Annotated in this window: 22 protein-coding genes; 12 read left to right on the top strand and 10 right to left on the bottom strand. The window is 70.8% G+C overall.

Translation table 11 applies throughout. The features are described from left to right. Positions 1-159: 159 nt before the first annotated feature. Positions 160-993: a PIG-L family deacetylase gene (locus ABFY07_RS02915; RefSeq protein ID WP_346172891.1), complete on the top strand. Its 834-nt coding sequence runs from the start codon at positions 160-162 to the stop codon at positions 991-993. Between the two features lie 82 nt (positions 994-1,075). On the opposite strand, the gene secD is transcribed toward ABFY07_RS02915, so the two are convergent. The 3 genes from secD to ABFY07_RS02900 all read right to left on the bottom strand — a co-directional run bounded on the left by secD (position 1,076) and on the right by ABFY07_RS02900 (position 5,706). Next, positions 1,076-3,385, bottom strand: coding sequence for a protein translocase subunit SecD (gene secD / locus ABFY07_RS02910; protein WP_346173116.1), 2,310 nt, complete (start codon positions 3,383-3,385; stop codon positions 1,076-1,078). 648 nt (positions 3,386-4,033) lie between these two features. Beyond that, complete coding sequence (locus ABFY07_RS02905) at positions 4,034-4,741, bottom strand: response regulator (RefSeq protein ID WP_346172890.1); 708 nt, start codon at positions 4,739-4,741, stop codon at positions 4,034-4,036. 2 nt (positions 4,742-4,743) lie between these two features. Then, entirely contained in the window at positions 4,744-5,706 is a 963-nt protein-coding gene (locus ABFY07_RS02900; RefSeq protein ID WP_346172889.1) for a HAMP domain-containing sensor histidine kinase, read from the bottom strand. A 387-nt stretch (positions 5,707-6,093) separates the two neighbouring features. Here ABFY07_RS02900 and ABFY07_RS02895 point away from each other — a divergent pair, with 387 nt between their 5' ends. From ABFY07_RS02895 to ABFY07_RS02880, 4 genes are all read left to right on the top strand, one after another. Continuing rightward, on the top strand, positions 6,094-6,423 hold the full coding sequence (locus ABFY07_RS02895; RefSeq protein WP_346172888.1) for a TraR/DksA family transcriptional regulator: 330 nt from the start codon (positions 6,094-6,096) through the stop codon (positions 6,421-6,423). 51 nt (positions 6,424-6,474) lie between these two features. Continuing rightward, positions 6,475-6,843 carry a TraR/DksA family transcriptional regulator gene (locus tag ABFY07_RS02890; protein WP_065968238.1) on the top strand — a complete coding sequence of 123 codons (369 nt, stop codon included), beginning with the start codon at positions 6,475-6,477 and terminating at the stop codon, positions 6,841-6,843. Continuing rightward, positions 6,840-7,697 carry a rod shape-determining protein gene (locus tag ABFY07_RS02885; protein ID WP_346172887.1) on the top strand — a complete coding sequence of 286 codons (858 nt, stop codon included), beginning with the start codon at positions 6,840-6,842 and terminating at the stop codon, positions 7,695-7,697. Before ABFY07_RS02890 ends, ABFY07_RS02885 begins: the two co-directional genes overlap by 4 nt. 102 nt (positions 7,698-7,799) lie before the next feature. Further along, entirely contained in the window at positions 7,800-8,426 is a 627-nt protein-coding gene (locus ABFY07_RS02880) for an Rv1733c family protein (RefSeq protein ID WP_346172886.1), read from the top strand. A 433-nt stretch (positions 8,427-8,859) separates the two neighbouring features. Here the strand turns inward: ABFY07_RS02880 and ABFY07_RS02875 are convergent, their stop codons facing one another. From ABFY07_RS02875 to ABFY07_RS02860, 4 genes are all read right to left on the bottom strand, one after another. Next, positions 8,860-10,152: a serine hydrolase domain-containing protein gene (locus ABFY07_RS02875; protein WP_346172885.1), complete on the bottom strand. Its 1,293-nt coding sequence runs from the start codon at positions 10,150-10,152 to the stop codon at positions 8,860-8,862. Between the two features lie 261 nt (positions 10,153-10,413). Next, positions 10,414-11,085, bottom strand: a complete 672-nt coding sequence (locus ABFY07_RS02870) for a response regulator (RefSeq protein ID WP_428836846.1) — start codon at positions 11,083-11,085, stop codon at positions 10,414-10,416. After that, entirely contained in the window at positions 11,072-12,271 is a 1,200-nt protein-coding gene (locus ABFY07_RS02865) for a sensor histidine kinase (protein ID WP_346172883.1), read from the bottom strand. Before ABFY07_RS02865 ends, ABFY07_RS02870 begins: the two co-directional genes overlap by 14 nt. Before the next feature lie 319 nt (positions 12,272-12,590). After that, positions 12,591-14,021, bottom strand: a complete 1,431-nt coding sequence (locus ABFY07_RS02860; protein WP_346172882.1) for an endo-1,4-beta-xylanase — start codon at positions 14,019-14,021, stop codon at positions 12,591-12,593. 557 nt (positions 14,022-14,578) lie between these two features. Between ABFY07_RS02860 and ABFY07_RS02855 the strand changes: the two genes are divergently transcribed. Beyond that, entirely contained in the window at positions 14,579-16,048 is a 1,470-nt protein-coding gene (locus ABFY07_RS02855) for a non-reducing end alpha-L-arabinofuranosidase family hydrolase (protein ID WP_346172881.1), read from the top strand. Between the two features lie 144 nt (positions 16,049-16,192). Here ABFY07_RS02855 and ABFY07_RS02850 read toward each other — a convergent pair whose 3' ends face one another. Continuing rightward, positions 16,193-16,858, bottom strand: a complete 666-nt coding sequence (locus ABFY07_RS02850) for a TetR/AcrR family transcriptional regulator (RefSeq protein WP_346172880.1) — start codon at positions 16,856-16,858, stop codon at positions 16,193-16,195. Between the two features lie 63 nt (positions 16,859-16,921). Between ABFY07_RS02850 and ABFY07_RS02845 the strand changes: the two genes are divergently transcribed. The 4 genes from ABFY07_RS02845 (at position 16,922) to ABFY07_RS02830 (ending at position 19,595) form a co-directional block, all read left to right on the top strand. Further along, positions 16,922-18,442: a monooxygenase gene (locus tag ABFY07_RS02845; RefSeq protein WP_346172879.1), complete on the top strand. Its 1,521-nt coding sequence runs from the start codon at positions 16,922-16,924 to the stop codon at positions 18,440-18,442. A gap of 12 nt (positions 18,443-18,454) precedes the next feature. Beyond that, positions 18,455-18,586, top strand: coding sequence for a hypothetical protein (locus ABFY07_RS02840; RefSeq protein WP_346172878.1), 132 nt, complete (start codon positions 18,455-18,457; stop codon positions 18,584-18,586). 83 nt (positions 18,587-18,669) lie between these two features. After that, entirely contained in the window at positions 18,670-19,110 is a 441-nt protein-coding gene (locus ABFY07_RS02835) for a VOC family protein (RefSeq protein WP_346172877.1), read from the top strand. A gap of 197 nt (positions 19,111-19,307) precedes the next feature. After that, on the top strand, positions 19,308-19,595 hold the full coding sequence (locus tag ABFY07_RS02830; RefSeq protein WP_076971172.1) for a YiaA/YiaB family inner membrane protein: 288 nt from the start codon (positions 19,308-19,310) through the stop codon (positions 19,593-19,595). A gap of 214 nt (positions 19,596-19,809) precedes the next feature. On the opposite strand, the gene ABFY07_RS02825 is transcribed toward ABFY07_RS02830, so the two are convergent. Both ABFY07_RS02825 and ABFY07_RS02820 read right to left on the bottom strand, forming a co-directional pair. Then, a complete protein-coding gene (locus tag ABFY07_RS02825; RefSeq protein ID WP_346172876.1) occupies positions 19,810-20,616 on the bottom strand; it encodes an HD domain-containing protein in 807 nt (268 codons plus the stop codon). 245 nt (positions 20,617-20,861) lie between these two features. Then, positions 20,862-21,647 carry a helix-turn-helix domain-containing protein gene (locus tag ABFY07_RS02820; protein ID WP_346172875.1) on the bottom strand — a complete coding sequence of 262 codons (786 nt, stop codon included), beginning with the start codon at positions 21,645-21,647 and terminating at the stop codon, positions 20,862-20,864. 63 nt (positions 21,648-21,710) lie between these two features. Between ABFY07_RS02820 and ABFY07_RS02815 the strand changes: the two genes are divergently transcribed. Together ABFY07_RS02815 and ABFY07_RS02810 are read left to right on the top strand one after the other, a co-directional pair. Continuing rightward, the gene (locus ABFY07_RS02815; protein WP_346172874.1) at positions 21,711-22,517 is read left to right on the top strand and encodes an SDR family oxidoreductase; all 807 of its coding nucleotides are present in this window, start codon (positions 21,711-21,713) and stop codon (positions 22,515-22,517) included. Positions 22,518-22,650: 133 nt separating this feature from the next. Further along, on the top strand, positions 22,651-23,036 hold a 386-nt coding region (locus ABFY07_RS02810; RefSeq protein ID WP_346172873.1), incomplete at its 3' end, for a hypothetical protein.

Below are 23,036 nucleotides of genomic sequence, written 5' to 3'. Positions count from 1 at the left end.
GTCCCGGCGGCACGGTTGCATGGACCGGGGGACCGGCGCCGCGCGTCGGGGCACACGGAGACCACAAGGCCGTCCGCCCCACCAGGATCCGGGCCCCAGCACTGCGGTGCGCCTGCCGCGCCCTCGGACCAAGACGTATTCCTGCGGGAGGACTGTTCCATGACTGACCGGCCCTTGACGCTCATGGCCGTGCATGCCCACCCCGACGACGAGGCCACCGGAACCGGAGGGACCCTCGCGCGGTACGCGGCGGAGGGCATCCGGACGGTTCTCGTGACGTGTACCGACGGCCGCTGCGGTGACGGACCGGGGGGTGTCAAGCCGGGCGATCCCGGGCACGATCCGGCGGCCGTCGCCTCGATGCGCCGTCAGGAACTCAAGGAGAGCTGTGACGTCCTGAAGGTCAGCGATCTGGAGATGCTGGGCTATGCCGACTCCGGGATGGCGGGCTGGCCGGGCAACGAGGCCCCCGGATCGTTCTGGCAGACCCCCGTGGAGGAAGGAGCCGCCCGACTCGCGGAACTCATGCGCCACTACCGGCCCGATGTGGTCGTCACCTACGACGAGAACGGCTTCTACGGCCACCCCGACCACATCCAGGCCCACCGCATCACGATGGCGGCGCTGGAGATGACCCCGCTGACACCGAAGGTGTACTGGACGACGATGCCCCGCTCCATGATGCAGCGGTTCGCGGAGACCATGCGCGAGTTCCAGGGGGACATGCCCGAGCCGGATCCTGCCGAGGCCGCCGCGATGGCCGAGATCGGCCTCCCCGATGACGAGATCACCACGTGGGTGGACACCACCGCGTTCAGCGGTCAGAAGTTCGATGCGCTGGCCGCGCACGCCAGTCAGGGCGAGAACATCTTCTTCCTCAGGATGGGCAAGGAGCGGTTCGGCGAGTTGATGGGCGTGGAGACCTACGTACGCGTCAAGGACACCACCAACGCCGCCGTACCCGAGCACGATCTCTTCGCCGGACTGCGCTGAGGGGGAAATGGCCACGCTCCTGAGACAGGAGCGTGGCCATCGCGGTGAGACCGACAGGCGACCGGCCGTAGGGTTCCGGAACTCAGCCCGGGTATTGAGGGGTTTTCTCGGAAGTCGCCACCGCGTTCTGCCCCGAGGGGGAGTGCCGCCGGGTGGACCGCGACGGCCGCGGCCGCGACGCCTTCCGCGGCGGGTACAGCTCGGTGGTGAGTGAGGCGGCGGTGAAGACGGAGGAGTAGGTGCCGACCGCCAGGCCGATGAGCAGGGCGAGGGCGAAGTCGGCGAGGGTGTCGTCGGCGAGGACGGCGAGGGCGGTGAGGATGAGTGCCGCGCCCATGCCCGTGTTGACGGTACGGGGCAGGGTCTGCAGGATCGCCCGGTTCGTCAGGCGCGGAAAGGGCGTGGTGCGGTCCCGGGCGAGCAGTTCGCGGACGCGGTCGAAGAGGACGACGGAGTCGTTGACCGAGTAGCCGATGACGGTCAGCAGGGCGGCCAGGAAGACCCCGTCGATGGGCTTGCCGAGCCAGGCGAAGGCGCCGATCAGGATCACCACGTCGTGGGCGAGCGCGACGACGGCCGCGGTCCCGAAGAACCAGCGGAACCGCACCGCGAGGTACAGCAGTTGGGCGCCCAGGGCGAGGGAGAGCGCGATGAGGGCGTTGCGGCGCAGCTCGTCGCCCATGCTCGGGCCGATCAGCTCGTCGCGCACCTTCTTCGTCTCGCCACCGAGGTCGCTGATGGTTTCGGTGACGGTGGCCTCGTCGGCGTTGGTCAGGTTCTCGGCGCGCACCGTGAGCCCGGTGTCACCGGAGGACTGCACCACCGCGCGGGGGAACCCGGCGTCGGTGAGGGCGGTGCGGGCCCGGTCCGGGTCGACGGAGGTGCTGGTGGCGTACTCGATCAGCCGGCCGCCGGTGAACTCGATGCCGAAGTCCAGGCCGCGGACGAGGATGCCCGACGCGGCCATGACGGCGAGTACGGCGGAGGCGGCCAGCCAGCGGCGCGGACGGCGCATCAGGAACGGGTCGCGGCGCAGCAGCCGGTCGCGGACCCAGCCGGTGCTCGCGATGCCGGTGACGCGGGGTCGGCGGAAGACCGCGGGGCGGTTGGCCGCGTACTCGGCGAGCACCCGGCTGATCACCAGGGCGCTGACCATCGATGCGAGGACGCCGATGGCGAGGGTGATGCCGAAGCCGCGCACCGGGCCGGAGGCGAAGGCGAACAGGAGAGCCGCGGCGATCAATGTGGTGATGTTGGAGTCGGCGATCGCGCTGAGGGCTCCGCGGAACCCGGCCGCCAGCGCCGATCGGGGGGTGGGGCGGCTGCGCGCCGCGTACTCTTCGCGGGTCCGTTCGAAGACCAGGACGTTGGCGTCCACGGCCATGCCGATCGCCAGGACGAACCCGGCGAGGCCCGGCAAGGTCAGTGTGGCGCCGAGCGCGGCCAGGGCGGCGTAGGAGATGAGGGCGTAGCAGGCCAGGGCCGCGGTCGCGAGCAGGCCCATGAGCCGGTAGACGGCGATGATGAACAGCGCGGTCAGCGCGGTGCCGATGCCGGCGGCCCAGGCCGCGGCCTCGATGGCCGCGTCGCCGAGCGTGGCGCCGATGGTGCGCTGTTCCACGGTCTCGACCGGTACGGGCAGGGCTCCGCCGGAGATGAGCAGGGCCAGTTCGCGGGCTTCGGTGCCGTCGAAGGAGCCGGTGATCTGGGTGCTGCCGCCCGGGATGCCGGTCCCGCACGGTACGGAGGGGTCGACCTGCGGCGAGGAGATGATCTTGTTGTCGAGGACGATGGCGACCCGGCGCTGCGGGTCACCGGCCGGGTGGCAGGCGGCCCGTGCGGTGACCTGCCGCCATTTGTCCTGGCCGGTCTTGGAGAAGTCGACCGCGACGTGCCATCCGGCACCGCCCTGCTGGTCGAAGCGGGCGTCGGCACCTTCGACGTCCCGTCCGGTCAGCTCGGCGGCCCGCAGGCGCAGCGGCTGTCCGGAGTCGTCCGGCAGAACGCGCTCCTTGGCCGGATCGGTCGCCGGGGCGGTGGCCCCGTCGGCGGTCCGGGCCGGGCCGAGGACCGCGTGGACGGTGAGCTGCGCGGTGCGGCCCAGCACGTCGGCGGCCTTCTTCGGGTCATGAACGCCGGGCAGCTCGACGAGGATGCGGTGGTCGCCGGAGCGGACGAGGGTCGGTTCGGCGACGCCGAGCGCGTCGATGCGGCCGCGCAGCACCTCCAGGGTGCGGTCGGTGGCCGCGGCGTCGGCATCAGTGGTGGGGGTGGAGCGGGTCTCCAGCGTGATCTGGGTGCCGCCGCGCAGGTCGAGGCCGAGGCGGACGGGCGTGGTGAGGGCGATGGCCAGCGATCCGGCGATCACCGCGAGGGCGAGCAGCGCACGCACGCGCAAGGATTTGGTGTGGTTGTTCCGGCGGTTGTTCCCACGATTGTTCCGGCGGTTGTTCCGGCGTTTCAAGACGAGCCTCCGCAGGCACGCCGCGGCAGCGGCCCGCGCGGCCGCGACGGAGGAAAGGGTGATGGGTCGCGTCAGGTACCTGCGGGTGCCGGCGGGGCCCGGCCGCGGTCGTGGGCCGACCGGCCGGGAGAGACGGGTGCGCACGCGGAAGGCGCTGAAGCACGGGTACCGGCAGCCGGGCCGGCAGCCGCGCGAGGGGGGTCGGCGGCGTGGTGATCCGGTGGGCACGGGCGCTCGCCGAGGTGGTCGTGGCGGACCCTGGCCTGGGCCGCGCAGCCGACGGCACACGGGTCGTCCGCGTGGGGACCGGTGTCGGGGCGCTCCGCGCCCGTGGCCGCCGGGGCCGGATGGAGCACCGGGGCGGAGGCGGCGGGCACCGGGGCGGAGGCGGCGCGCGCGGCACCTGCGGGAACCCACGCCAGCAGGACCGCGAGGAGCGCGATGAGCGTCCCCGCGAGCGGGTGAACTGCGGTCGGGGTGCCGCGGGATGCTGCGCGCATGCACCGTCCCCTTCCTGCCGGGGTGCTCGACTTCCTGCGGGTGCCCGGCGTTCGGGGGGCCGGTCGGGGGCGGGCGTCAGGGTTCGATGAGACCTGCGCGGATGGCGTAGCGGGTCAGCTCCAGCCGGTCGTGCAGACCGAGCTTGTGCAGGAGGTTGGCCCGGTGGCGGTGCACGGTCTTGACGCTGATGAACAGGATCTCGGCGATCTCCTTGGAGGAGTGCCCTTCGGCGACGAGTTTGAGGACCTCCTCCTCACGAGGGGTGAGGAGCTGGTCGGGGTCTTCCTCTCCGTGGCGGACGCGCTCCAGGTAGTTGCGGATGAGGGCGGTGACCGCGCCGGGGTAGAGGAACGGCTCGTTGCGCATCGCGGCCCGGCAGGCGGCGACCAGGTCGCGGTCGGCCACCGACTTCAGCACATAGCCACAGGCCCCGGCCTTGAGTGCCTGGAACAGGTACTGCTCGTTGTCGTGCATCGTCAGCATCAGGATGCGCAGACCCGGCTTGAGCGCCGCCAGCTCCCGGGTGGCCTGAAGACCGGTCAGGCGCGGCATGGCGATGTCCAGCACGGCCAGGTCGATCTCCTGGCTCCGGGCCGCCTCGATGGCCTCGGCACCGTCCCCGGCCTCCGCGACGACCTCCAGGTCGGATTCCCGGTCGAGGATCAGCCGTACGCCGCGGCGTACGAGAGCGTGGTCGTCGGCGAGCAGGATACGGATCGGCTTCCCGGCCGGGGAGGACGGTGCCGAGGCCGTGGTGGGTCCGTGCGGAGTCGGGTCGGGCATGGTCAGAGCTGCTTCCTGGGGGCGGGTGTGATGAGGCGGATCCGGGTACCGGTGCCGGGCGTCGAGGTGATGTCCAGGGTGGCCCCGGCGAGCAGGGCCCGTTCGCGCATGCCGCGGATCCCGGCGCCTTCGCAGGCGGCCTCGATGCCGCGGCCGTCGTCGGCGATCTCCAGTACCACCGTCTCGCCCGCCCGGCGCAGGCTCACCTCGACCTGCCGCGCGTCCGCATGGCGGGCCGCGTTGGTCAGGCTCTCCTGGGCCACCCGGTACAGCACGAGCTCGCTCTCCTGGTCGAGGGCGGGCAGATCGGAATCGAGGCGGCGTACGACCCGCAGCCCGGTGTGGGTGGCGAAGTCCTGCGTGAGCGAGGTCAGTGCGCTGACCAGGCCCAGGTCGTCCAGAACGCCGGGCCGCAGGCGGCGCACCAGGCGGCGGACCTCGTCCAGGCTCTCCCGGGTGATCTCCTGGGCCTGCTGGAGTTCCCCGCGCAGCGGCTCGGGGGCGTCGTCCGCGGCGCGCTTGAGCACCAGCAGGATCGCGGTCATGCTCTGCCCGACCTCGTCGTGCAGTTCCTGGGCGATGCGGCGGCGTTCCGCCTCCTGGGCCAGCAGCGCCCGGGCGCTGGACGTGGCGCGCTCGTGCTCCAGCCGGTCGAGCATGGCGTTGAAGGTGCGGATCAGCTCGGTCACCTCGCTCCCGCCGCCGGCGCCGGGCACGGGCAGCCGCTGACCCGGGCGCAGCAGGTCGACGGTGGTCATCAGCCTGGTCAGCCGGTCCAGCGGGGCCAGGCCCCAGCGCAGCAGGGCGCCGTTGGCGACCAGCATGACGGCGAGACCGCCGACCAGGATGATCGCCTCGGTCAGCACCACCGGCACGGAGACGGTCACCGGCGCCCACAGCAGCAGCGCCGTAGCGGTGCCCAGCACCAGGGCGTTGAGTCCGAAGATCCGCCAGAACAGCGACACCGGGGACGTTCCTCCTTCTGCGCTCCACGTGTGATCAGCTCTACTGTCGCTCATCTCCACTGTCGCCCGTCGCACCCCGGCGGAGCCGCGACTGATCACGACCGAGCCTGACCCAGCCTGCCTCCCGCACCGCGCGCGGTCGATGGGGCCCGTCACCCATATCCGAGGTCATCGGGTACCCATGCGCCCTCCCCCGCCATCGCCCCGTGGTCACCGCTGCCCCGGGCAAATGGGGTCCGCGCCCGATGGGCTTCCGACGCCGGGTCCAGCAGAGTCGAAGGTGATCGAGCCGTCCGGTACGGCCAGTGCTCGCGGTCGTGGAGACCGCGGCCGGTGGACCGGGCGGCCACTGCCGCGCCCGGCGCGCTTTCGCGAAAGGACATCGTCGTGCCGCTCGACACCGCCCAGACCGGTCCCCGCCCCGGACGGCTGACCTCTCATGAAACCCGTCAGCGCCTCGAGCACGCCCGCAACAGCCGCCTGGCTCAGCTGCGTGCCCTCGACGAGAGCGCCCCGAGCACGGACGCCCATCTGGTGTCCGCGCAGAGGGAGGCGATCCAGCGAGTCCTCACCGAGATCGACGAGGCGTTCGCCCGCGTGGAGGAGGGCACCTACGGCACCTGCCAGGGCTGCGCCAAGCCCGTCCCCGCCGAACGCCTGGAGATCCTCCCCTACACCCGGTACTGCGTCGCCTGCCAGGGCCGCGCCACCGCCTGATCCGCCCCGTCCGCCCCCTGTCTTCGTCTCCGCCCTGCTCAAAGGGGTGAAGTGGTGAACCACCAGACCATCGGCGACCGTGCCGCGCACCTGTCGCCCGAGGACCTCGCCGCGCTGCGGGAGAACCTCCACGAACAGCGCCTGTTCCGCCAGGAACAGCTGCGGCAGATCGCCGCGCCGCCCCGCGCCGAGGACCTGCTGCGGCGCCGCTCCGCGGCACAGGCCGAAGTACAGGTCAAAGTCGCCGCCTCCGCGCGCATGGTCCTCGCCGACGTGGAGGCGGCGCTGCGACGCATCGCCGAGGGCCGCTACGGCACGTGCCATCTGTGCCGTCGCCCCGTCGAGCGCGACCGGCTGATGATCGTTCCACAGGCCCGCTACTGCGCACGGTGCCAGCAGGTGCGGGAGGCCGGACGATGATCGTCCGTCGTCCCTTCCGGTCCGGCTCCCCCGCCGGGCACCGGCACCGGCCCTGGCCGTTGTGCCGGCACTGCTGCGGCCTCGCCCTGGACCTGGGCAGCGCCCGCACTCGCGCCTGGATAGCCGGCCGCGGGATGGTCCTGGACGTACCCACCATCACCTTCCCCGGCGCCGGGGCGGTGTACCCGGTCCAGCGCGGCGCCATCGTCGACGTTCCGGGAACGGCCCGGATGCTCGACCGGCTCCTCAGCCACCGCCTGCCCCGCCTCACCCGCCCGCTGGTGATGGTCACCGCGCCGGTGCTGGACGGCCCCGCCTACCGGGAACGGGCCCGCGCCGCCGTGGAAGTGCTCCGCCCCCGCGCGGTCCTGACCGTCCCCACCGCGCGCGCCATCGCCCTGGCCGCGGGCGCCGACCTCTCCCTGCCGCTGCTCGTGGTGGACATCGGCGCCCACCTCACCGAGGTGGTCCTCCTCGTCGACGGCCTGGTCTTCGACGCCCGCCGCACCGCCCTGGGCACCACCGACCTCGCCGGCACCACCGGCCTCGCAGACGCCGACGCCACGGCGGAGATCAGCGAAGCCATCAGCACCATGATCACCTCCATGCTCCGGCAGGACCGCACGTCCCTCACCGCCGAGGCCCTGAGCCGGGGTGCCCTGCTGGCCGGTGGCGGCGCACTGCGCCCCGACCTCACTCGCCGGCTCGTCGGCGGCACCCACGCGCCCCTGCGGGCGGTTCCCACACCACACACCGCGGCGATCCGCGGCGCCGCCAAGATGCTGCGGGCCGTGCACGCGCATCCGTCGGCCAGGGGCGCGTCCCCACCGGGGCCCGGCCCGCTCGTCCGCTGACGTCGCCGGCCCCGCTGCCCTCCCCCTGACCCCGCCGCCTCACCGGTCGGGGTCTGCTGTACGCCACCCCCTGCCCCGGAAAGGAGAACCACAGTGTCCGGCGTGCCACCACCCGCACAGCCCCCTGATCCCCCGCACCACCAGCTCGTGCACCCCCTGTCGCTGTGGCGCTGGCGGCACAATCCGCTGTACCGGCGCACCGACCGCCTCCAGGGCCGGATCGCCCTGGTGATGTTGCTGCTCGTACCGATCCTGGGGCTCGGTGCCACGTTCGCCATCGGTGACGCCGCCCACCGGCACTACCGCGCGGCCGCCGAGCACCAGAGGCAGAACCTGCGCCTCACCACCGCCGTCCTCACCCACGACGCCCCGGACCATCCCGAGCCCGGGTCGGCGGAGGCGAGAGAGAACCGCTATCCGGCCACGGTCCGCTACACCGACCCGGCCGGACGGATCCGCACCGCCGAGACCGACGTCCTGCCCGGGCTCAGGGCGGGCAGCTCCGTCGACGTGTGGGTCGACGCGGACGGAGCGATCGCCGAGCCGCCCATGCCCGCCGATAAGATCCGCAGCCGGACCATGGGCTGGGGGCTCGTCGCCTTCCTGACCGTGACCCTCGCCGGTGCCGCCGCCTACCGCGGCGTCGCCGTGGTCCTGCGCCGGCGCAATCTCGCCCAGTGGGACGCCAAGTGGGCCGAGACCGCGCCACGCTGGACCACGTCCCCCTGAGCCCTCGCAAACGCTCACGCCTGCGCGGACCGACCACCCTGGACGAGCGCGGCCGAGCCATGTCGCCCCGGCCGCGGGCGGACGGCCGGGCAGGTCGTCGACGGGCCGCCGGGCCGACAGCGGCCGCGGCCACCGGGCCGCGGCCGCTGTCAGCCGCCGCGCGAGCCGGGGATCGACGCCGTCCATGGTCCGCCTGTTGCAGTGTGCGAACGTGGTGCCGTCGGCGATCCCGACTCGTGCGCACCACTGGCCGTCGTTCAGGCCCGACCCGGAATCGGCGCTCCCGCGACTGCCGGGCCCCGTTGTGCACGAGGCTGCTCACCGCCGCCTTACGGAAACGCCCCGCAACCGGGCGCGGTCCGGCCCGCGAGGCAAGGCCGCCACCCGCAAGGCGACGCGAGGAATTCCAGGATCTCCTCGGTGGTCACTCGCGTCACTCGCCGGGGCCCTCCGCAGGCAGCGACCTGCCCAGCATGCGGCAGGCCGCCGCTTCGACGAGGGCCTTGTTCGCGGTCGCGGCCGCCTTCTCCTTGATGCCGAAGTTCGTGCTGGTCAGGACCGCGACGCTGCGGTGTCCGCCGGCGTCGGTGTAGATCTCGCTGGAATAGCCGGGCAGGCCGCCGGTGTGCCCCCAGACGGTGCCACAGGCCGTGTTGACCTTCATCAGGCCGAGTCCGTAACCGCCGCCTTCCTCGGGGGCGGCGACAGTGGTGCGCATCTGCTTCATCTGGGCCTTGGGCAGCAGCTCGCCGGACATCAGCGCGGTCAGGAAGCGCTGCCAGTCCTGTGCGGTGGAGACCATGGCTCCCGCCGCCCAGGCCCAGCTCGGGTCGATGGCGGCGGTGTCGATGTTGCCCTCGGGACGTTCGGGGCCCTTGAATCCGACGCCTTCGGGCAGCTCCACGGTCGGGGAGAGGATGTCCTTCAGGCGCTCGGCGTCCGGCTCGTAGCCGGTCACGTGCTGCTTCCCGGTGGGCCAGTCGGCGTTCGTGGCCAGGAACGAGTCCTTCATCCCCAACGGCTTGGTGATCTTCTGCTCGACCAGCTCGGCCAGGCTACTCCCGGTCGCCTTCTCCAGGATCAGCCCGAGGGCCGCGTAGTTGGCGTTGCTGTAGGAGTACTTCTCACCGGGCTTGGCCGGCGGATCCTGCTCGGGCGTGATGGCCAGGAGGTCCTCCGGCCGCCAGGTGCGCTGCTGCCGGCCGGTGAGGGAGGGCAGGAACTCCGGCGTCAACAGGAAGTCACCCAGACCGCTGGTGTGGTTGAGCAGCATCCGGACGGTGATGTTCTCACCGCCCTCGACCAGTCCGGGCAGCCACTTCTCCACCGAGTCGGCCAGGCTGATCCTGCCCTCGGCGACCTGTTGCAGGACGAGGGTCGCGGTGACCGTCTTGGTGTTGGACCCGACTCTGAACTGGTCGGTGGCGGCGATGCGGTGATCGTCCCTCGTCCAGGCGGCCTGCCGCGCGATCTCCACGGGCGCCCCCTTGCCGCGGTCGATCCGGACGATCACCCCCAGGGAACCCCCCTCCGCCGCCTTCCGCGCGAGGTCGGCCAGCCGCCCGTCAGCCGAGGTGCCCTGCTCGACCGTGGTCTTCGCCCCGTTCGGCCCCGCCTCCGGCTCCGCGTCGGAGCAGCCCGTCAGGACCGCGCTCATACAGGTCGCCAACGCCACGGTGACCACCCCGCACAGGAGTTGGTGACGAGACGGTGTGTGTGCGGACATGGCAGTTCCCTTCGGCGCATGACGGTTGCTTCGCGCGGCGGGACCCGGGTGTTCTTCCCGCTGACCGTCCTGGTGGCGGCCCCGCCCGCACAGCAACCATTCAGCCAGCGGCAGCCACCCGGCACATCGCTCGATGGCGGGCTTCCCGTGGGCGCCGGGTCACTCCAAGGAATGACAAGGAGTGACCCGGCCGGCAGGAGCGTCGGGACATGCGGGGGCCCGTCAGGAATGCCAGGACGCCTCGGAACCGGTCAGAACGCGTCAGGACAGCGTGTTCCTGGCCAGCACCGCCGCCTGCGCCCGGCTCTGGCAGCCGGTCTTCGCGAGCATGCGGCTGACGTGCGTCTTCACCGTGTGCAGGCTCACCACGAGCCGGTCGGCGATCTCGGCGTTGCTCAGCCCGTCCCCGACCAGCCGCAGCACGTCGCGTTCCCGCTCGGTGAGGTCCCTCAACCGGGCCAGGTCCTGGTCACTGGGCCGCTGCCGGCCGCTCAGATGCCCCTCGATGATCCGGCGGGTCACCGCCGGGCTCAGCGCGCTGTGCCCGGCCGCCGCCGCCCGCACCGCCCCGGTCAGCTCCTCGTACGAACTGTTCTTCAGCAGGAATCCGGACGCCCCGGCCGCCAGCGCCTCGTCGACGTATTCATCCAGCTCGAACGTCGTCAGCATGAGCACCTGGCTCCGCCCCGGTCCGAGGAGCCCCCGGCGGCCCAGCTCGGCCAGCGTCCACAGCCCGTTCCGGCGCGGCATGCGGATGTCCACCAGCAGGACGTCCGGCCTCAGCCGCGCGCACGCCTCGACGGCCTCCTCGCCGTCCCCGGCGGTGCCGGCCACGGTGAGGTCGGCCTGACTGTCCAGGATCGCACTCAGACCGGCGCGGATGATCGGCTCGTCGTCCACCACGAGGACGCTGATCCGCTCAGGCATCGGCATGCTCCAACGGCATCGTGGCCACGACGCGGAAGCCGCCGCCGCCGGTCGGTCCAGCGGTCAGTTCGCCGCCCAGCGCGTCCACCCGTTCGCGCATGCTGACCAGGCCGAGCCCGATCCCCGCACCGGCCGTGCCGCGCCGCGCCCCGCGGCTGTTCTCCACCTCGCACCGCAGCCGGCCGGCTGTGCCGTCGACGGTGAGCCGGACCGGCGCGCCGGGCGCGTGACGGCGGGCGTTGGCCAGCGCTTCCTGCACGATGCGGTACCCCGCCGTCTGTACCGGAGTCGGCAACGACTCCAGCGCGGTCTCCGCCGTCCCCAACCGCACCTCGACCGTCCCCCCCGCGGCGCGGTGGCTGTCCAGCAGGGCACCCAGCTCACCGAGTCCGGGCACCGGCTGCAAGGGGGCCGCCTCCGCGGGATCGCGCAGCATGCGCAGCAGGTCACGCAGCTCGCCACTGCTCTGCCGGCCCGCCGCCGCCAGCCCGTCGACCTGGGCACGGGCCCAGTCGGGCAGCTCGTCGCCGCGGGCCCGCAGAGTCTCGGCGTGCACGACGAGCAGGGTGAGCGAGTGGGCGACCACATCGTGCATCTCGCGGGCGATCCGCGCCCGCTCCCGCTGCGTGGCCTGCGCCGCCTCCAGGCGCTGTGCGCGCCTGGCCTCGGCCGCCCGCTGCTCGGCCGCGACGAGCAGCGCCCGCCGGGAACGTGCGGCGAAACCCATCGCCCACGCCAGTGGCATCGGAGCCAGGGCGGCGAAGACGTCCAGACCGCCCCGGAACTCACTGGCGCCGGCCGTCATCCAGTTCAGCCACAAGCCGACCAGAACCATCACACCACCGCCGAGCAGCGCCGCCCCGGTGCGCGGCCAGCTGGTGTAGCGGCTGCCCAGGTTGTGGAGCAGCACGGCGAGCGGCACGAAGACCAGCGGGGTCAGCTTGCCCCCCTCGCCGGCACTCGTCACCAGCGCCACCACGAGCGCACCGAGTCCGGCGACGAAGGCCGTCGCCGGCACCCGCCGTCGCAGCACCAGCACCACCACGGCCACCGCCTCGTAGCCGGTGAGGGACGCCCACGCCGGCCCCGACGTGTCGGCGTACGGCTGCGACAGCAGTGGCGGCAGCAACGCCAGGGCAACCAGTCCGGCATCAGCGCCCCACCTGGGCCACTTGCCGTCAACCACATTCATCCGCCCGACACTATGCGCCCGCGCGTCGCTCTTCATCGCTCCTAAGAGCGACTCGCGCGGTCGGCTTGCCCGGGCGACCTTTGTGCCGCGCGGTCGTTGGCCGTGCACTCGACCGCCCGCCTGCACCCGGCCGTGGAGGCATTGGTGTTCACCGTCGCCGCCTCGGCGGGCGCCGGATTCACCGCGGCGAGCATGCCGATCCGAGGGCCGCCGCCCCTACGGCGGCGACCCGGGACCATCAGCGAAGTCTTCGTGGAGGGGCGGGGGAAGCCGCACCGTAGGTCTTCATCGATTCACCGCTTCGTATGTGGCAGGCTCCTCAGGTGCGGGTCCAGCGTTGGTTGCTGCCGTTCGAGCAGGAGTAGAGCTGGATCAGGGTGCCGTTGGCGGTGGCGCCTGCGGCGGCGTCGAGGCAGAGGCCGGACTGGACGCCGACGACGGATCCGTCGGAGTTGAGGCGCCACTTCTGGTTGTCGCCGCCCCAGCAGCTGTAGATCTGGACTTTGGAGCCGTTGCCGGTACCGGCGGCGTCAAGGCACTTGTCGCCGTAGACCCTGAGTTCGCCGGTGTCGGTGTACGTCCACTGCTGGTTGGTGCCGCTGTGGCAGTCCCATAGCTGGAGCTGGGTGCCGTCGGTGGTGCCGGCGTTGGGCACGTCCAGGCAACGGCCCGAACCGACGCCCTTGATCTGTCCGGAATCCGCAGGGGGCGTCGTGGAGCCGCCGTTGAGTGCGTTGAGGACGGCGGTGTAGGCGGGCTTCTTGCTGCCGTCGTTGTTGAACAGCAGCGGCGTGTCCCCCGGTCGCCAGGAGTCGGAGTCGCGCACACCCCAGACGGTGATGCCGAGGCAGCGCGGGACGGCCAGGCAGTCGTTGGTCACGTTGGCGTAGGTCGTGGCCGAGGCGCCCTGGATGTCGAGTTCGGTGATGGCCACGTCGACGCCGAGGGCGGCGAAGCTCTGCAGGGTGGTGCGGAAGTTGCTGTTGTAGGGGCTGCCGCTGTTGAAGTGCGACTGGAAACCGACGCAGTCGATCGGTACGCCGCGCTGCTTGAAGTCCCGGACCATGGCGTACACGCCCTGGGTCTTGGCCCAGGTCCAGTTCTCGATGTTGTAGTCGTTGTAGCAGAGCTTGGCTGCCGGGTCGGCGGCGCGCGCGGTGCGGAAGGCTACCTCGATCCAGTCGTTGCCGGTGCGTTGCAGGTTGGAGTCCCGCCGACCTCCCGAGTTGCCGTCGGCGAAGGCCTCGTTCACGACGTCCCACTGGGCGATCTTGCCCTTGTAGTGGCTCATCACGCCGTTGATGTGGTCGATCATCGCCTGGCGCAGTGTGCTGCCGCTGAGGCTCTGCATCCAGCCGGGCTGCTGGGAGTGCCAGGCCAGGGTGTGACCGCGCACCTGCTTGCCGTTCTGCACCGCCCAGTTGTAGACGCGGTCACCGGCGGTGAAGTTGAACTGGCCCCGCTGCGGCTCGGTTGCGTCGATCTTCATCTCGTTCTCGGCCGTCACCATGTTGAACTCACGGCCCGCGATCGTCGTGTACGCCGAGTCGCCCAGCCTGCCCGAGGCGATGGCGGTGCCGAAGTAGCGGCCGCTCTGTGCCGCCGCGGCGCCGAGCGTGTTCCCGGCGGCGTGTGCGGTCGGCGGCGCGGCCAGTGTGGCGACCGCACAGAGGGCGCCGACGACCAGCGCTAACAGCAGGCCGCGGATCTTCTGGCGGACAACGGGTCCGGGACGGGCATATGAGCCCATGACTGTGCCTCCAAGGTAGGAATCACGGAAGGACTGAAGCGCAGGGGATTGCGTCGTCCGCTCCCATCGGCACGGGCCGCATCCGGTCGGCCGTCGGTGGAGCGAAACGGGGTGGCGCAGGTGCTGTGGTGCGCGGATCTGTCGTGCAGCTGTGCCTGAATCTGCTGTGCAGCACAGATTGCCCAGGCCCGACGGGGTTCGACATCTCGAACCATGGCCGCTTCCTCAGGCAGGGATGATTGAGGCATTGACGATGGATCGTCAATACTCCTCGCAGAAAAATTTCGGCTCTTCGCCCGAAACATTCCAGAGCCGAAGTCGGAGCCGGGGCGCCGCGCAGACGCTGCTTGCTTGACTCCTCAAGCCCATCCGGGGAGGCGCTGTTTGTGGACAGATCGGCGACAGGCCTTGACCCGGGGGCCCCGCATTCCTAGCTTGTGGCGTCAAAGCGTCCGGTAATTCTCCGAAAACTTCCGAGGTTGTCCCTGTCCCCGGCACGTGCGCTCCGCGGTTCCTCGAGGTCACCCCACCCCCGCCCCCCCGAAGGAGGCCGTCCTATGTGGTTTCGCCACCCGTCCCCGATCCGTCTGAAACGCTTACTCGCCGCCCTCGCGCCCCTGCTGCTCGTGGCCACCTTCCTCGGCGCCCAGCCCGCCGGCGCGGCGACCGTAGACCCCAACGCCTCGTACGTGCTGGTCAACCGCAACAGCGGCAAGGCCCTGGACGTCTACAACCTGGCGACCGAGGACGGCGCCCGCATCACCCAGTGGACCAGGAACGACCAGAACCAGCAGCAGTGGCAGTTGGTCGATTCCGGGGACGGCTACTACCGCATCAAGTCCCGCCACTCCGGCAAGGTCCTGGACGTCCAGAACCGGTCCACCGCGAACGGCGGCTCGATCGTCCAGTGGACCGACCTGAACGGCACCAACCAGCAGTGGCGACTGGCCGACAGCTCGGATGGCTATGTGAGGTTCATTTCGCGCCACAGCGACAAGGCCCTCGAAGTACAGGGTGCCTCCACCGCCGACAACGCGAACGTCGTCCAGTACGACGACTGGGGCGGCACCAACCAGCAGTGGCAGCTCGTCAAGGTCGGCGGGGGCAACCCCAGCCCGTGCGATCTTCCATCGGCATACCGCTGGACATCAACGGGCGCGCTGGCGCAGCCCAAGCCGGGGTGGGTCTCGCTCAAGGACTTCACCGTCGTCCCCTACAACGGCAGGCAACTCGTCTATGCGACGACGCACGACACGGGGACGAGATGGGGTTCGATGAACTTCGGCCTGTTCACCAATTGGTCGGAGATGGCCTCGGCCAGTCAGAACACGATGTCGGCCTCCACCGTCGCGCCCACGCTCTTCTACTTCGCGCCGAAGAACATCTGGGTGCTGGCCTACCAGTGGGGTGGGACCGCCTTCTCCTACCGGACGTCGAGCGACCCCACCAACCCGAATGGCTGGTCATCCCAGCAGGTGCTCTTCTCCGGAAGCATCTCCGGCTCCGGAACAGGACCCATCGACCAGACGCTCATCGGTGACGGGACGAACATGTACCTGTTCTTCGCCGGTGACAACGGCAAGATCTATCAGGCCAGTATGCCGATCGGGAACTTCCCGGGCAGCTTCGGCGCGACGTCGACAGTGGTCATGAGCGATACGACGAACAACCTGTTCGAAGCCCCGCAGGTCTACAAGTTGCAGGGCCAGAACCGCTACCTCATGATCGTCGAGGCGATCGACTCGCAGGGCCGCCGCTTCTTCCGCTCGTTCACGGCCACCAGCCTGAACGGCTCATGGACACCCCAGGCCGCGACCGAGAGCAATCCTTTCGCCGGCAAGGCCAACAGTGGCGCCACCTGGACCAACGACATCAGCCATGGCGAACTGATCCGCACCAGCCCCGATCAGACCATGACTGTCGATCCCTGCCATCTGCAGTTGCTCTACCAGGGACGCAACCCCAACTCCGGCGGCGACTACGGCCTGCTGCCCTACCGTCCGGGTCTGCTGACACTGCAGCGCTGACGGCGTGACACGAGTCCGGCTCCGGTACGGAGCCGGCGTGGCGGGCTCGGCTGAAGGCCGAGCCCGCCCGCGTCATGCGACAACGTCATCACCAACCTGCCCGTGCCGGTTCTGCGCGATCAGCACGTTCCGCGGCCCGTCGGCTCACCGCCGGACGGAGCGCAGTCCGTCCAGGAGCAGCCGCAGTCCGAACTCGAAGTGTGCCGTGAAGTCCGTACTGGTGAGCGCCGGCAGGGCGGCGGCGAGGTGCGGATACTGCCCAGCCACCACCGCCTCGTGCAGGGCCCCCGCATCGGTGGGCCCCCCGTCCCCCGGCCGGAGAGCGGCCTGTTCCTCCAGGGTGTGGCCGACGGTGAAGTTGGTCACCGAGTAGAGCGCCCGCGCCGCTTCGCCGTCCCCGAAGCCCGCCTCACGCAGCACGCCGACGAGGCTGTCGGCGAAGCCCAGGGTGTTGGGGCCGGTCGAGTGCGTACCGGCGAAGACGCGTGCGCCGTCGCGATGGGCGAGCAGGGCCGTACGCAGCGCGCGGGCGAGGCGCGCCACTCTCTCGCTCCAGTCGCCGCCCCCCGTCGGCCCGGCGGCGTCGGCGACGCCGCCGACCATCCGCTCCGCCATCGCGGTGAGCAGGTCCTGTTTGGTCGCGAAGTAGCGGTACAGCGCACCGGCCTGGACGCCCAGCGCATCGGCGAGCCGACGCATGGTCAGCGCGTCGAGTCCGGACTCGTCCAGCAGGTCGAGGGCGGTCTGGATGGTGCGGGCCTGACTGAGCCGGGCGGGCCGGCCTCTGGTCGGGCTTGACGAGGTGGTCATGGACCTCACTATACTGAACACCGTTCACGTGAACAACGTTCACTAAATAGGAGGGACATCCCGATGAACACCGATGTGATCGTCGTGGGCGCCGGCCCGACCGGGCTGATGCTCGCCTGCGAGCTGGCACTGGCGGGCGTACGGACCCGGATCCTGGAGCGCCGCACCGAACCGCAGCCCCATTCGCGGGCGCTGAGCCTGCACCCGCGCAGCGTGGAACTGATGGACCAGCGGGGACTGCTCGACCGGTTCCTCCCGCTCGGCCGGACCGTGCCGGGCTGGCACTTCGCGGGGCTGCGCACCCAGCTGGACTTCAGCGCCCTCGACTCCCGGCACGGCTACACCCTCTTCCTGGCCCAGGCGCGCACCGAGGCGATCCTCGAGGAGCGGGCGCGCGAGCTGGGGGTGGAGATCAGCCGGGGATACGAGACCCTCGGCGTGAGCCAGGACGGCGACGCGGTCGAGGTCGAGACGCGCGTCCCCGGCGGCGGCACCGAGACCGTGCGTGGCCTTTACACGGTCGGGTGTGACGGCGGGCGCAGCGTCGTGCGGCAGGCCGCAGGGATCGGCTTCCCCGGCACCGACGAGACCCTGACCGGGGTGCTCGGGGACTTCGCGGTCGTCGACCCGCAGCCCGGCGCCCTCGACGCGGCACGGGCCCGAGGCGTGATCGTCGCGCCGCTGGAGCGAGGGCTCACCCGGTTCGTCTACCTGGATCCGGAGCGGTTGCGGGTGCCGGCCCGGGAGCCGGTGACCCTGGAGGAGTTCCGTACCTCACTCACCCGGATCACCGGCTCCGACTGCGGGGTCGCCGAGCCCCGCTGGCTGTCGCGCTTCGGCAATGCCACCCGGCTCGCGGAGAGCTACCGTTCGGGACGCGTCCTGCTGGCGGGCGACGCCGCCCACATCCACTTCCCGGCGGCGGGCCAGGGGCTCAACACCGGGCTCCAGGACGCCATGAACCTGGGGTGGAAGCTGGCCGCCGAGATCAACGGCTGGGCCCCGCCCGGGCTGCTGGACAGTTACGACGGGGAGCGCCGGCCGGTCGGCCAGTCGGTGACCGAGAACACCGAGGTGCAGACTCTGCTGGCGGAGCTGACGCTGACCGCCCAGTACCAGCGCCCGGCCGCTGCCCTGCGCAAGCTCCTCGACCAGCTGCTGGGCATGGCGGAGGTCAACCGCCGGCTCGCCGATCAGATCTCCGCGCTCGGCACCTTCTATCCGCCGACGGTTCCGGGCGCCGATCCGCTGGTGGGGCGGCGCATGCCCGATGTCGGGCTGACGGCCGCCGGTTCGGAGGCGACGCGGGTGTACGAACTGCTCCCCCAGGGCCGCTTCGTTCTGCTCACTCCGCCCGGGGACCCGGCCCTTCGCGAGGCCGTCGATACAGGCTGGGGCTCGCGGGTCACGGCCGTCACCGTTGACAAGCACGACGAGCACGCGGACCTCGACGGGGTGACCGAGGTCCTCGTGCGCCCCGACGGCCACGTGGCGTGGGCCACCCGTACCACCGACGGCGGCGCGCGCGAGGACGAGCGGGTCCAGGCGCTGACCGCCTGGGCGGGTACGCCCTCCTCCTCCTGAAAGGAGCTGATCATGCCTGTGAACCGCGTCAGTCCACCGTCCGTGCACAACTCGTCCGAGCAGATCAGCCAGGTCGTCACCGTGGGCGGCACCCGGTTCGCACGCTGCGGATCGTCGAGGAAGGTTCGGAGTTCGGCGGTCTGAGAATGTCGAGAACGGGCCGTCGGCTCCGTCCCAGGGACATCAGCGACCACCACCGGCCGCACGAGGAAGAAGGAGAAACCAGCATGGCGATTCAGCGGATGGACAACGTCGGCATCGTCGTCGAGGACATGGATGCCGCCATCGCGTTCTTCGTGGAACTCGGTATGGAGCTGGAGGGCAGGGCGACCGTCGAGGGCCTCTTCGCCGACCAGTGCACCGGACTCGACGGCGTCCGCTGTGACATCGCGATGCTCCGGACTCCGGACGGCCACAGCCGGCTCGAGCTGGCGAAGTACCGCAGCCCCGCGGTGATCAGCGCCGGGCCGCGCAACCAGCCGCACAACACTCTGGGTATGCACCGCATCATGTTCGCCGTCGACGACATCGAGGACACCGTCGCCCGCCTGCGCCCCCACGGCGCCGAACTCGTCGGCGAGATCGCCCGGTTCGAGGACAGCTATCTGCTCTGCTACATCCGCGACCCGGAGGGCAACATCGTCGGACTGGCCGAGCAACTGCGCTGAGAAGGCACCTGGAACGGGTTGCACGCAGAAGCGTCCGCTGACCACTTGAGCAGGGGAGAAAGTCGCGGGGTGGATCCACGCCCTGTTGCGGTTGCAGCGGACGCATGTCTCGGTGCTCTCACGGCTGGATCCATCTGAGTACCCGCTGAGTATCCGGGCGGATGCGGAGTCGACCACGTCCGCCGATCCTTGTCCGCATGAGTGAGACACCGGTCAGACAGCAGAGTACGGCCGCGTTCTACGGCCAAGCGGTCGCCTCCTTCGCTGTCGCCATGGCAGCCACCGCCATCGGCATCTTCCGGCTGAACGCCGACGCCTGGGTGCGCGGCTTCCTGGCCATCGCCGTGCTCTACCTGGTGACCTCCGCTTTCACCCTGGCCAAGGTGATCCGGGACAGGCAGGAAGCCGTGCAGATCGTCAGCCGCGTCGATCAGGCGCGGGTGGAGAAGCTGCTCTCGGAGCACGACCCCTTCGAAAAGCTGTGAACAGTTGCCTCGAAGCCGGCGGGGACGGGAGTGACCAGGCCTGGATGAGAGCGCGCGGCCCGGGCCTGGCCGCGCCGGGCGGCCAGGCCCGGGGCGGCTGGCGAGGGCCGCGGGGGTTCGCCGGGCGGAGGCGTTGACGAGCAGGATCGTCTCGTCGCGACGCCTCAGCTGACACGCCCTCGTGGCGGCCGGCCTCCGCCCGCGGGCAGTTCCCTCACTCCGCGAAGGGCGCGGCGAACAACATGTCCTCCACCGTGGGCACCGCGAAGTCGGGGATGTGACGGCGGCCGACCTCCGCGAAGGGGTGCATCAGCTCCGCCATGGGCTTGGTGCGGCACAGCGACAACATGGTGTTCAGTGCGTTCTGCTTGAAGCCCTTCCGGGGATATACGGTAAGCACTTCCTCAAGCGCGTCGGACGGGATTTTCTGAAGCTCGTATCCGGTGAAGTCCACCCGTGAACCGACGGAGATCATGGCGATTTCCGGCCTCTTCCGGGTCGCGATACCGGCGTTGGTGTGCAGGGCGATCGCGTCCCAGACCACTGCCACTCGGCCGGCGGGCATGCGCTGCCCTTCCAGGAACCGCTGCGCGGCGTCGGCGCCGTCGACTTCGAAGCGCTCGGTCGGGGTCTGGTACGCCTCGACCATCCCGAGGTCGTGCAGGACCGCGGAAACGAAGACGAGTTCACGGTCGTAGCGAATGCCGCGCCGGTCGAACAGGATGCATGCGAAAAGGTACGATCGCATGACGTGATTGAAGAGCGTTTCGGAGGACGCGTTGCGCGCGAACGCCGCTGCCTCCCGGGCCAATCTGCTGTCGGGAATGCCGATTCCAGCCACTGCCGCGGGCAGGGCGTCGGCACGAGAATGCGAGGCGTTGTCACGCGGCGCCGCGGCGGCAGGTGGTGTGGACACGGTGGTGGCCAGAGCTGATGCCGCGCCAAGTGCGGCGACGCCGGCACCACGTTGCAGCATCGTGCGCCGGGTGACCTTTTTCATGTCATTGCTCTTGTCGGGCATGCGGACATCCTTCTTTTCGGTGGTTGATACCGAAAGCCTATGAAGTGGGCCGCCGGGCCGACAGTGACGAAAGTGCCGAGGAACCTCGGATTTTTGCCACGAAGGATTTCACCCTCTGGATGCGTTTCGGCGATCCGCCGTGGCTGCCACGGCCGTTGGTCGGCGCGGGCGATCACGCACTGGTCGTGCTCGATGAGGATGCGCGTCGCCCCCGAGTGCCCTGGCCAACGGCAGACGTCCGCGCGTCACAAAAGCCGCGTCAGGGCCGCTTCGGACGGACTCCCGGCCGTCGCCTGGTACACGATGATCACCTGTTGCTCGGCACCGCCGACGGTGAGCGCCTGCCTTCGTAGGGCGAGGCTGCCTGCGACCGGGTGCGCGAAGCGCTTGAGGTCGTCACGGGCGGGCCGCGTCTCGTGCCGCATCCACAGACGGCGGAACTCCTCGTCCGTCTCCAGCTCGGCGACCAGGCGGACGGTTCTGGGGTCGCGTGGGTCGGCTTCGGCGCGCAGGGCCGCCGCGGTCTGCGCGGCTACCTCCGCCCAGTCGGGGAAGAGCCGGCGGGACGCCGGGTCGAGGAACACCGCTCGGGCCAGGTTGCTCCCGGGCTCGTACATCGGGGCGAGCGCGCGGGCCCGCTTGTTCGCCGCCAGTACGTCGAAGCACCGGTCGCGGACGTACGCAGGGCGGTCCGCCCACGCGTCGAGCAGCCGGTGCACGTCCGCGGAGACCTCGGTACGCGACGGCGACACGGGGGCGGGGTCGACGAGGGCGTGCAGATGAGCGGAGGCGTCGGCGTCCAGGTCCAGCGCCCGCGCGAGGGAGCGGAGCACCTGGGGCGAAGGGTGCCGGTCGACGCCCTGTTCGAGCCGGACCAGGTACGGCTCGCTGATTCCGGCGAGCCGGGCCAGTTCCTCCCGGCGCAGTCCTGCCACCCGGCGACGTCCGCCGGCGGGTACCGCCACATCCGCCGGAGCGACCCGGCCCCGCCGGGCCTTGAGGAAGTCTCCCAGGAGATTGTCGGCCGCCATGATGCGAGGGTAACCCTGCAAGGGTGCTGGCTGTCGAGGTGCGGACGGCGCAGGCTCGATGCCATGAAGACCTGGTTCATCACCGGCGCGTCCCGCGGCTTCGGCCGTATCTGGGCCGAAGCCGCTCTCCACCGCGGCGACCGCGTCGCCGCCACCGCACGCGATCCCGAGACCCTGCGACCCCTCCTTGACGCCCATGGGGACGACGTCCTCCCGCTCCGCCTTGACGTGACCGACCGCACCGCCGCGACCGCCGCGGTGCAGCGGGCCGCCGAGGTCTTCGGCCGCCTCGACGTGGTCGTCAACAACGCGGGGTACGGCCTGTTCGGCATGGTCGAGGAAACCACCGAGGAACAGGCCCGCGCGCAGCTCGACACCAATCTGTTCGGCCCGCTGTGGGTGACGCAGGCGGCCCTGCCGTACCTGCGGGCCCAAGGCAGCGGCCACATCCTGCAGGTCTCCAGCCTCGGTGGCCTCGCCGCCTTCCCCACACTCGGGTTGTACAACGCCTCCAAGTGGGCGCTGGAGGGGATGAGCGAGGCCCTGGCCCAGGAGGTCGCTCCGTTCGGGATCCACGTGACCCTCGTCGAACCCGGCCCCTACGGCACCGACTGGTCGGGCGCCTCCGCGGTGCATACCGAGCCGCTCCCCGCCTACGAACCCGTCCGCGCCGCGCGCCGGGCCGGTGCGTCCGCCCGCACACCCCAGGACGCGCGAGGCACCGCCGCCCTCGTCCTCGAACTCGTCGACACCGACGAACCACCCCTGCGGCTCTTCCTCGGCAGCTATCCCTATCCGGTTGTCGAGGCGGCCTATCAGAAGCGGCTCGACACGTGGAACCAATGGCGGCACCTCGCCTCCCGTGCGTGACCGGTGACTCGGCCACCACGATGAGACCACCCCACGTCTTGTCGCGAAGGCCGGCGGAGCGTTCTTGCGCGGGCGTTCCTCCCCCGGAGCCACCTCCTCACCCCTCCGGTGACGGGGCTTCGGGGGAGCGCGAGTGGCGGATGCCCGCCTCGTAGGTCTCCTTGAGGTGCTGGAGGGTGTCGTCGAAGTGGCGGGCGGCATAGGTGGCGTAGAGGATGTCGATCAGCAGCAGGACGTGTCCCTTTCAGGCGGCGACGGCCATCGAGGTGGGCGACGACCGCAGAGCCCGGACCAGTGGTTCGAGCCCGACATCCCGAGCCGCCTCCGCGACACCCACGATACTTGCATGGGACGACAATCTTCAAGCGCGTCATACCGCGTTTGCACTTATAAGGCGTCTGCAACTATTGTCTTCGAGTGTAAGCGTCTAACGCAATCGCTTGGAAGGTCTGTCCCCATGCCTCTCGCGCTCCTGGCCCTGGCCATCGGGGCCTTCGGGATCGGCACCACCGAATTCGT

The sequence above is a fragment of the Streptomyces sparsogenes subsp. cuspidosporus genome, from assembly GCF_039532705.1.
GTDB classification, from domain to species: domain Bacteria; phylum Actinomycetota; class Actinomycetes; order Streptomycetales; family Streptomycetaceae; genus Streptomyces; species Streptomyces sparsogenes.
Note: the sequence above shows the minus strand (reverse complement) of the source record. Positions and strands in the feature narration are given on the sequence as shown.

Bases quoted from the DNA above. Each gene is read 5' to 3' on its own strand.
- ABFY07_RS02860 (WP_346172882.1), bottom strand. From the start codon at position 14,021: ATGGGCTCATATGCCCGTCCCGGACCCGTTGTCCGCCAGAAGATCCGC.
- ABFY07_RS02850 (WP_346172880.1), bottom strand. From the start codon at position 16,858: ATGACCACCTCGTCAAGCCCGACCAGAGGCCGGCCCGCCCGGCTCAGT.
- ABFY07_RS02830 (WP_076971172.1), top strand. From the start codon at position 19,308: ATGAGTGAGACACCGGTCAGACAGCAGAGTACGGCCGCGTTCTACGGC.
- ABFY07_RS02870 (WP_428836846.1), bottom strand. From the start codon at position 11,085: ATGCCGATGCCTGAGCGGATCAGCGTCCTCGTGGTGGACGACGAGCCG.
- ABFY07_RS02845 (WP_346172879.1), top strand. From the start codon at position 16,922: ATGAACACCGATGTGATCGTCGTGGGCGCCGGCCCGACCGGGCTGATG.
- ABFY07_RS02815 (WP_346172874.1), top strand. From the start codon at position 21,711: ATGAAGACCTGGTTCATCACCGGCGCGTCCCGCGGCTTCGGCCGTATC.
- ABFY07_RS02840 (WP_346172878.1), top strand. From the start codon at position 18,455: ATGCCTGTGAACCGCGTCAGTCCACCGTCCGTGCACAACTCGTCCGAG.
- ABFY07_RS02835 (WP_346172877.1), top strand. From the start codon at position 18,670: ATGGCGATTCAGCGGATGGACAACGTCGGCATCGTCGTCGAGGACATG.
- ABFY07_RS02825 (WP_346172876.1), bottom strand. From the start codon at position 20,616: ATGCCCGACAAGAGCAATGACATGAAAAAGGTCACCCGGCGCACGATG.
- ABFY07_RS02905 (WP_346172890.1), bottom strand. From the start codon at position 4,741: ATGCCCGACCCGACTCCGCACGGACCCACCACGGCCTCGGCACCGTCC.
- ABFY07_RS02875 (WP_346172885.1), bottom strand. From the start codon at position 10,152: ATGTCCGCACACACACCGTCTCGTCACCAACTCCTGTGCGGGGTGGTC.
- ABFY07_RS02855 (WP_346172881.1), top strand. From the start codon at position 14,579: ATGTGGTTTCGCCACCCGTCCCCGATCCGTCTGAAACGCTTACTCGCC.
- ABFY07_RS02865 (WP_346172883.1), bottom strand. From the start codon at position 12,271: ATGAATGTGGTTGACGGCAAGTGGCCCAGGTGGGGCGCTGATGCCGGA.
- ABFY07_RS02915 (WP_346172891.1), top strand. From the start codon at position 160: ATGACTGACCGGCCCTTGACGCTCATGGCCGTGCATGCCCACCCCGAC.
- ABFY07_RS02820 (WP_346172875.1), bottom strand. From the start codon at position 21,647: ATGGCGGCCGACAATCTCCTGGGAGACTTCCTCAAGGCCCGGCGGGGC.
- ABFY07_RS02885 (WP_346172887.1), top strand. From the start codon at position 6,840: ATGATCGTCCGTCGTCCCTTCCGGTCCGGCTCCCCCGCCGGGCACCGG.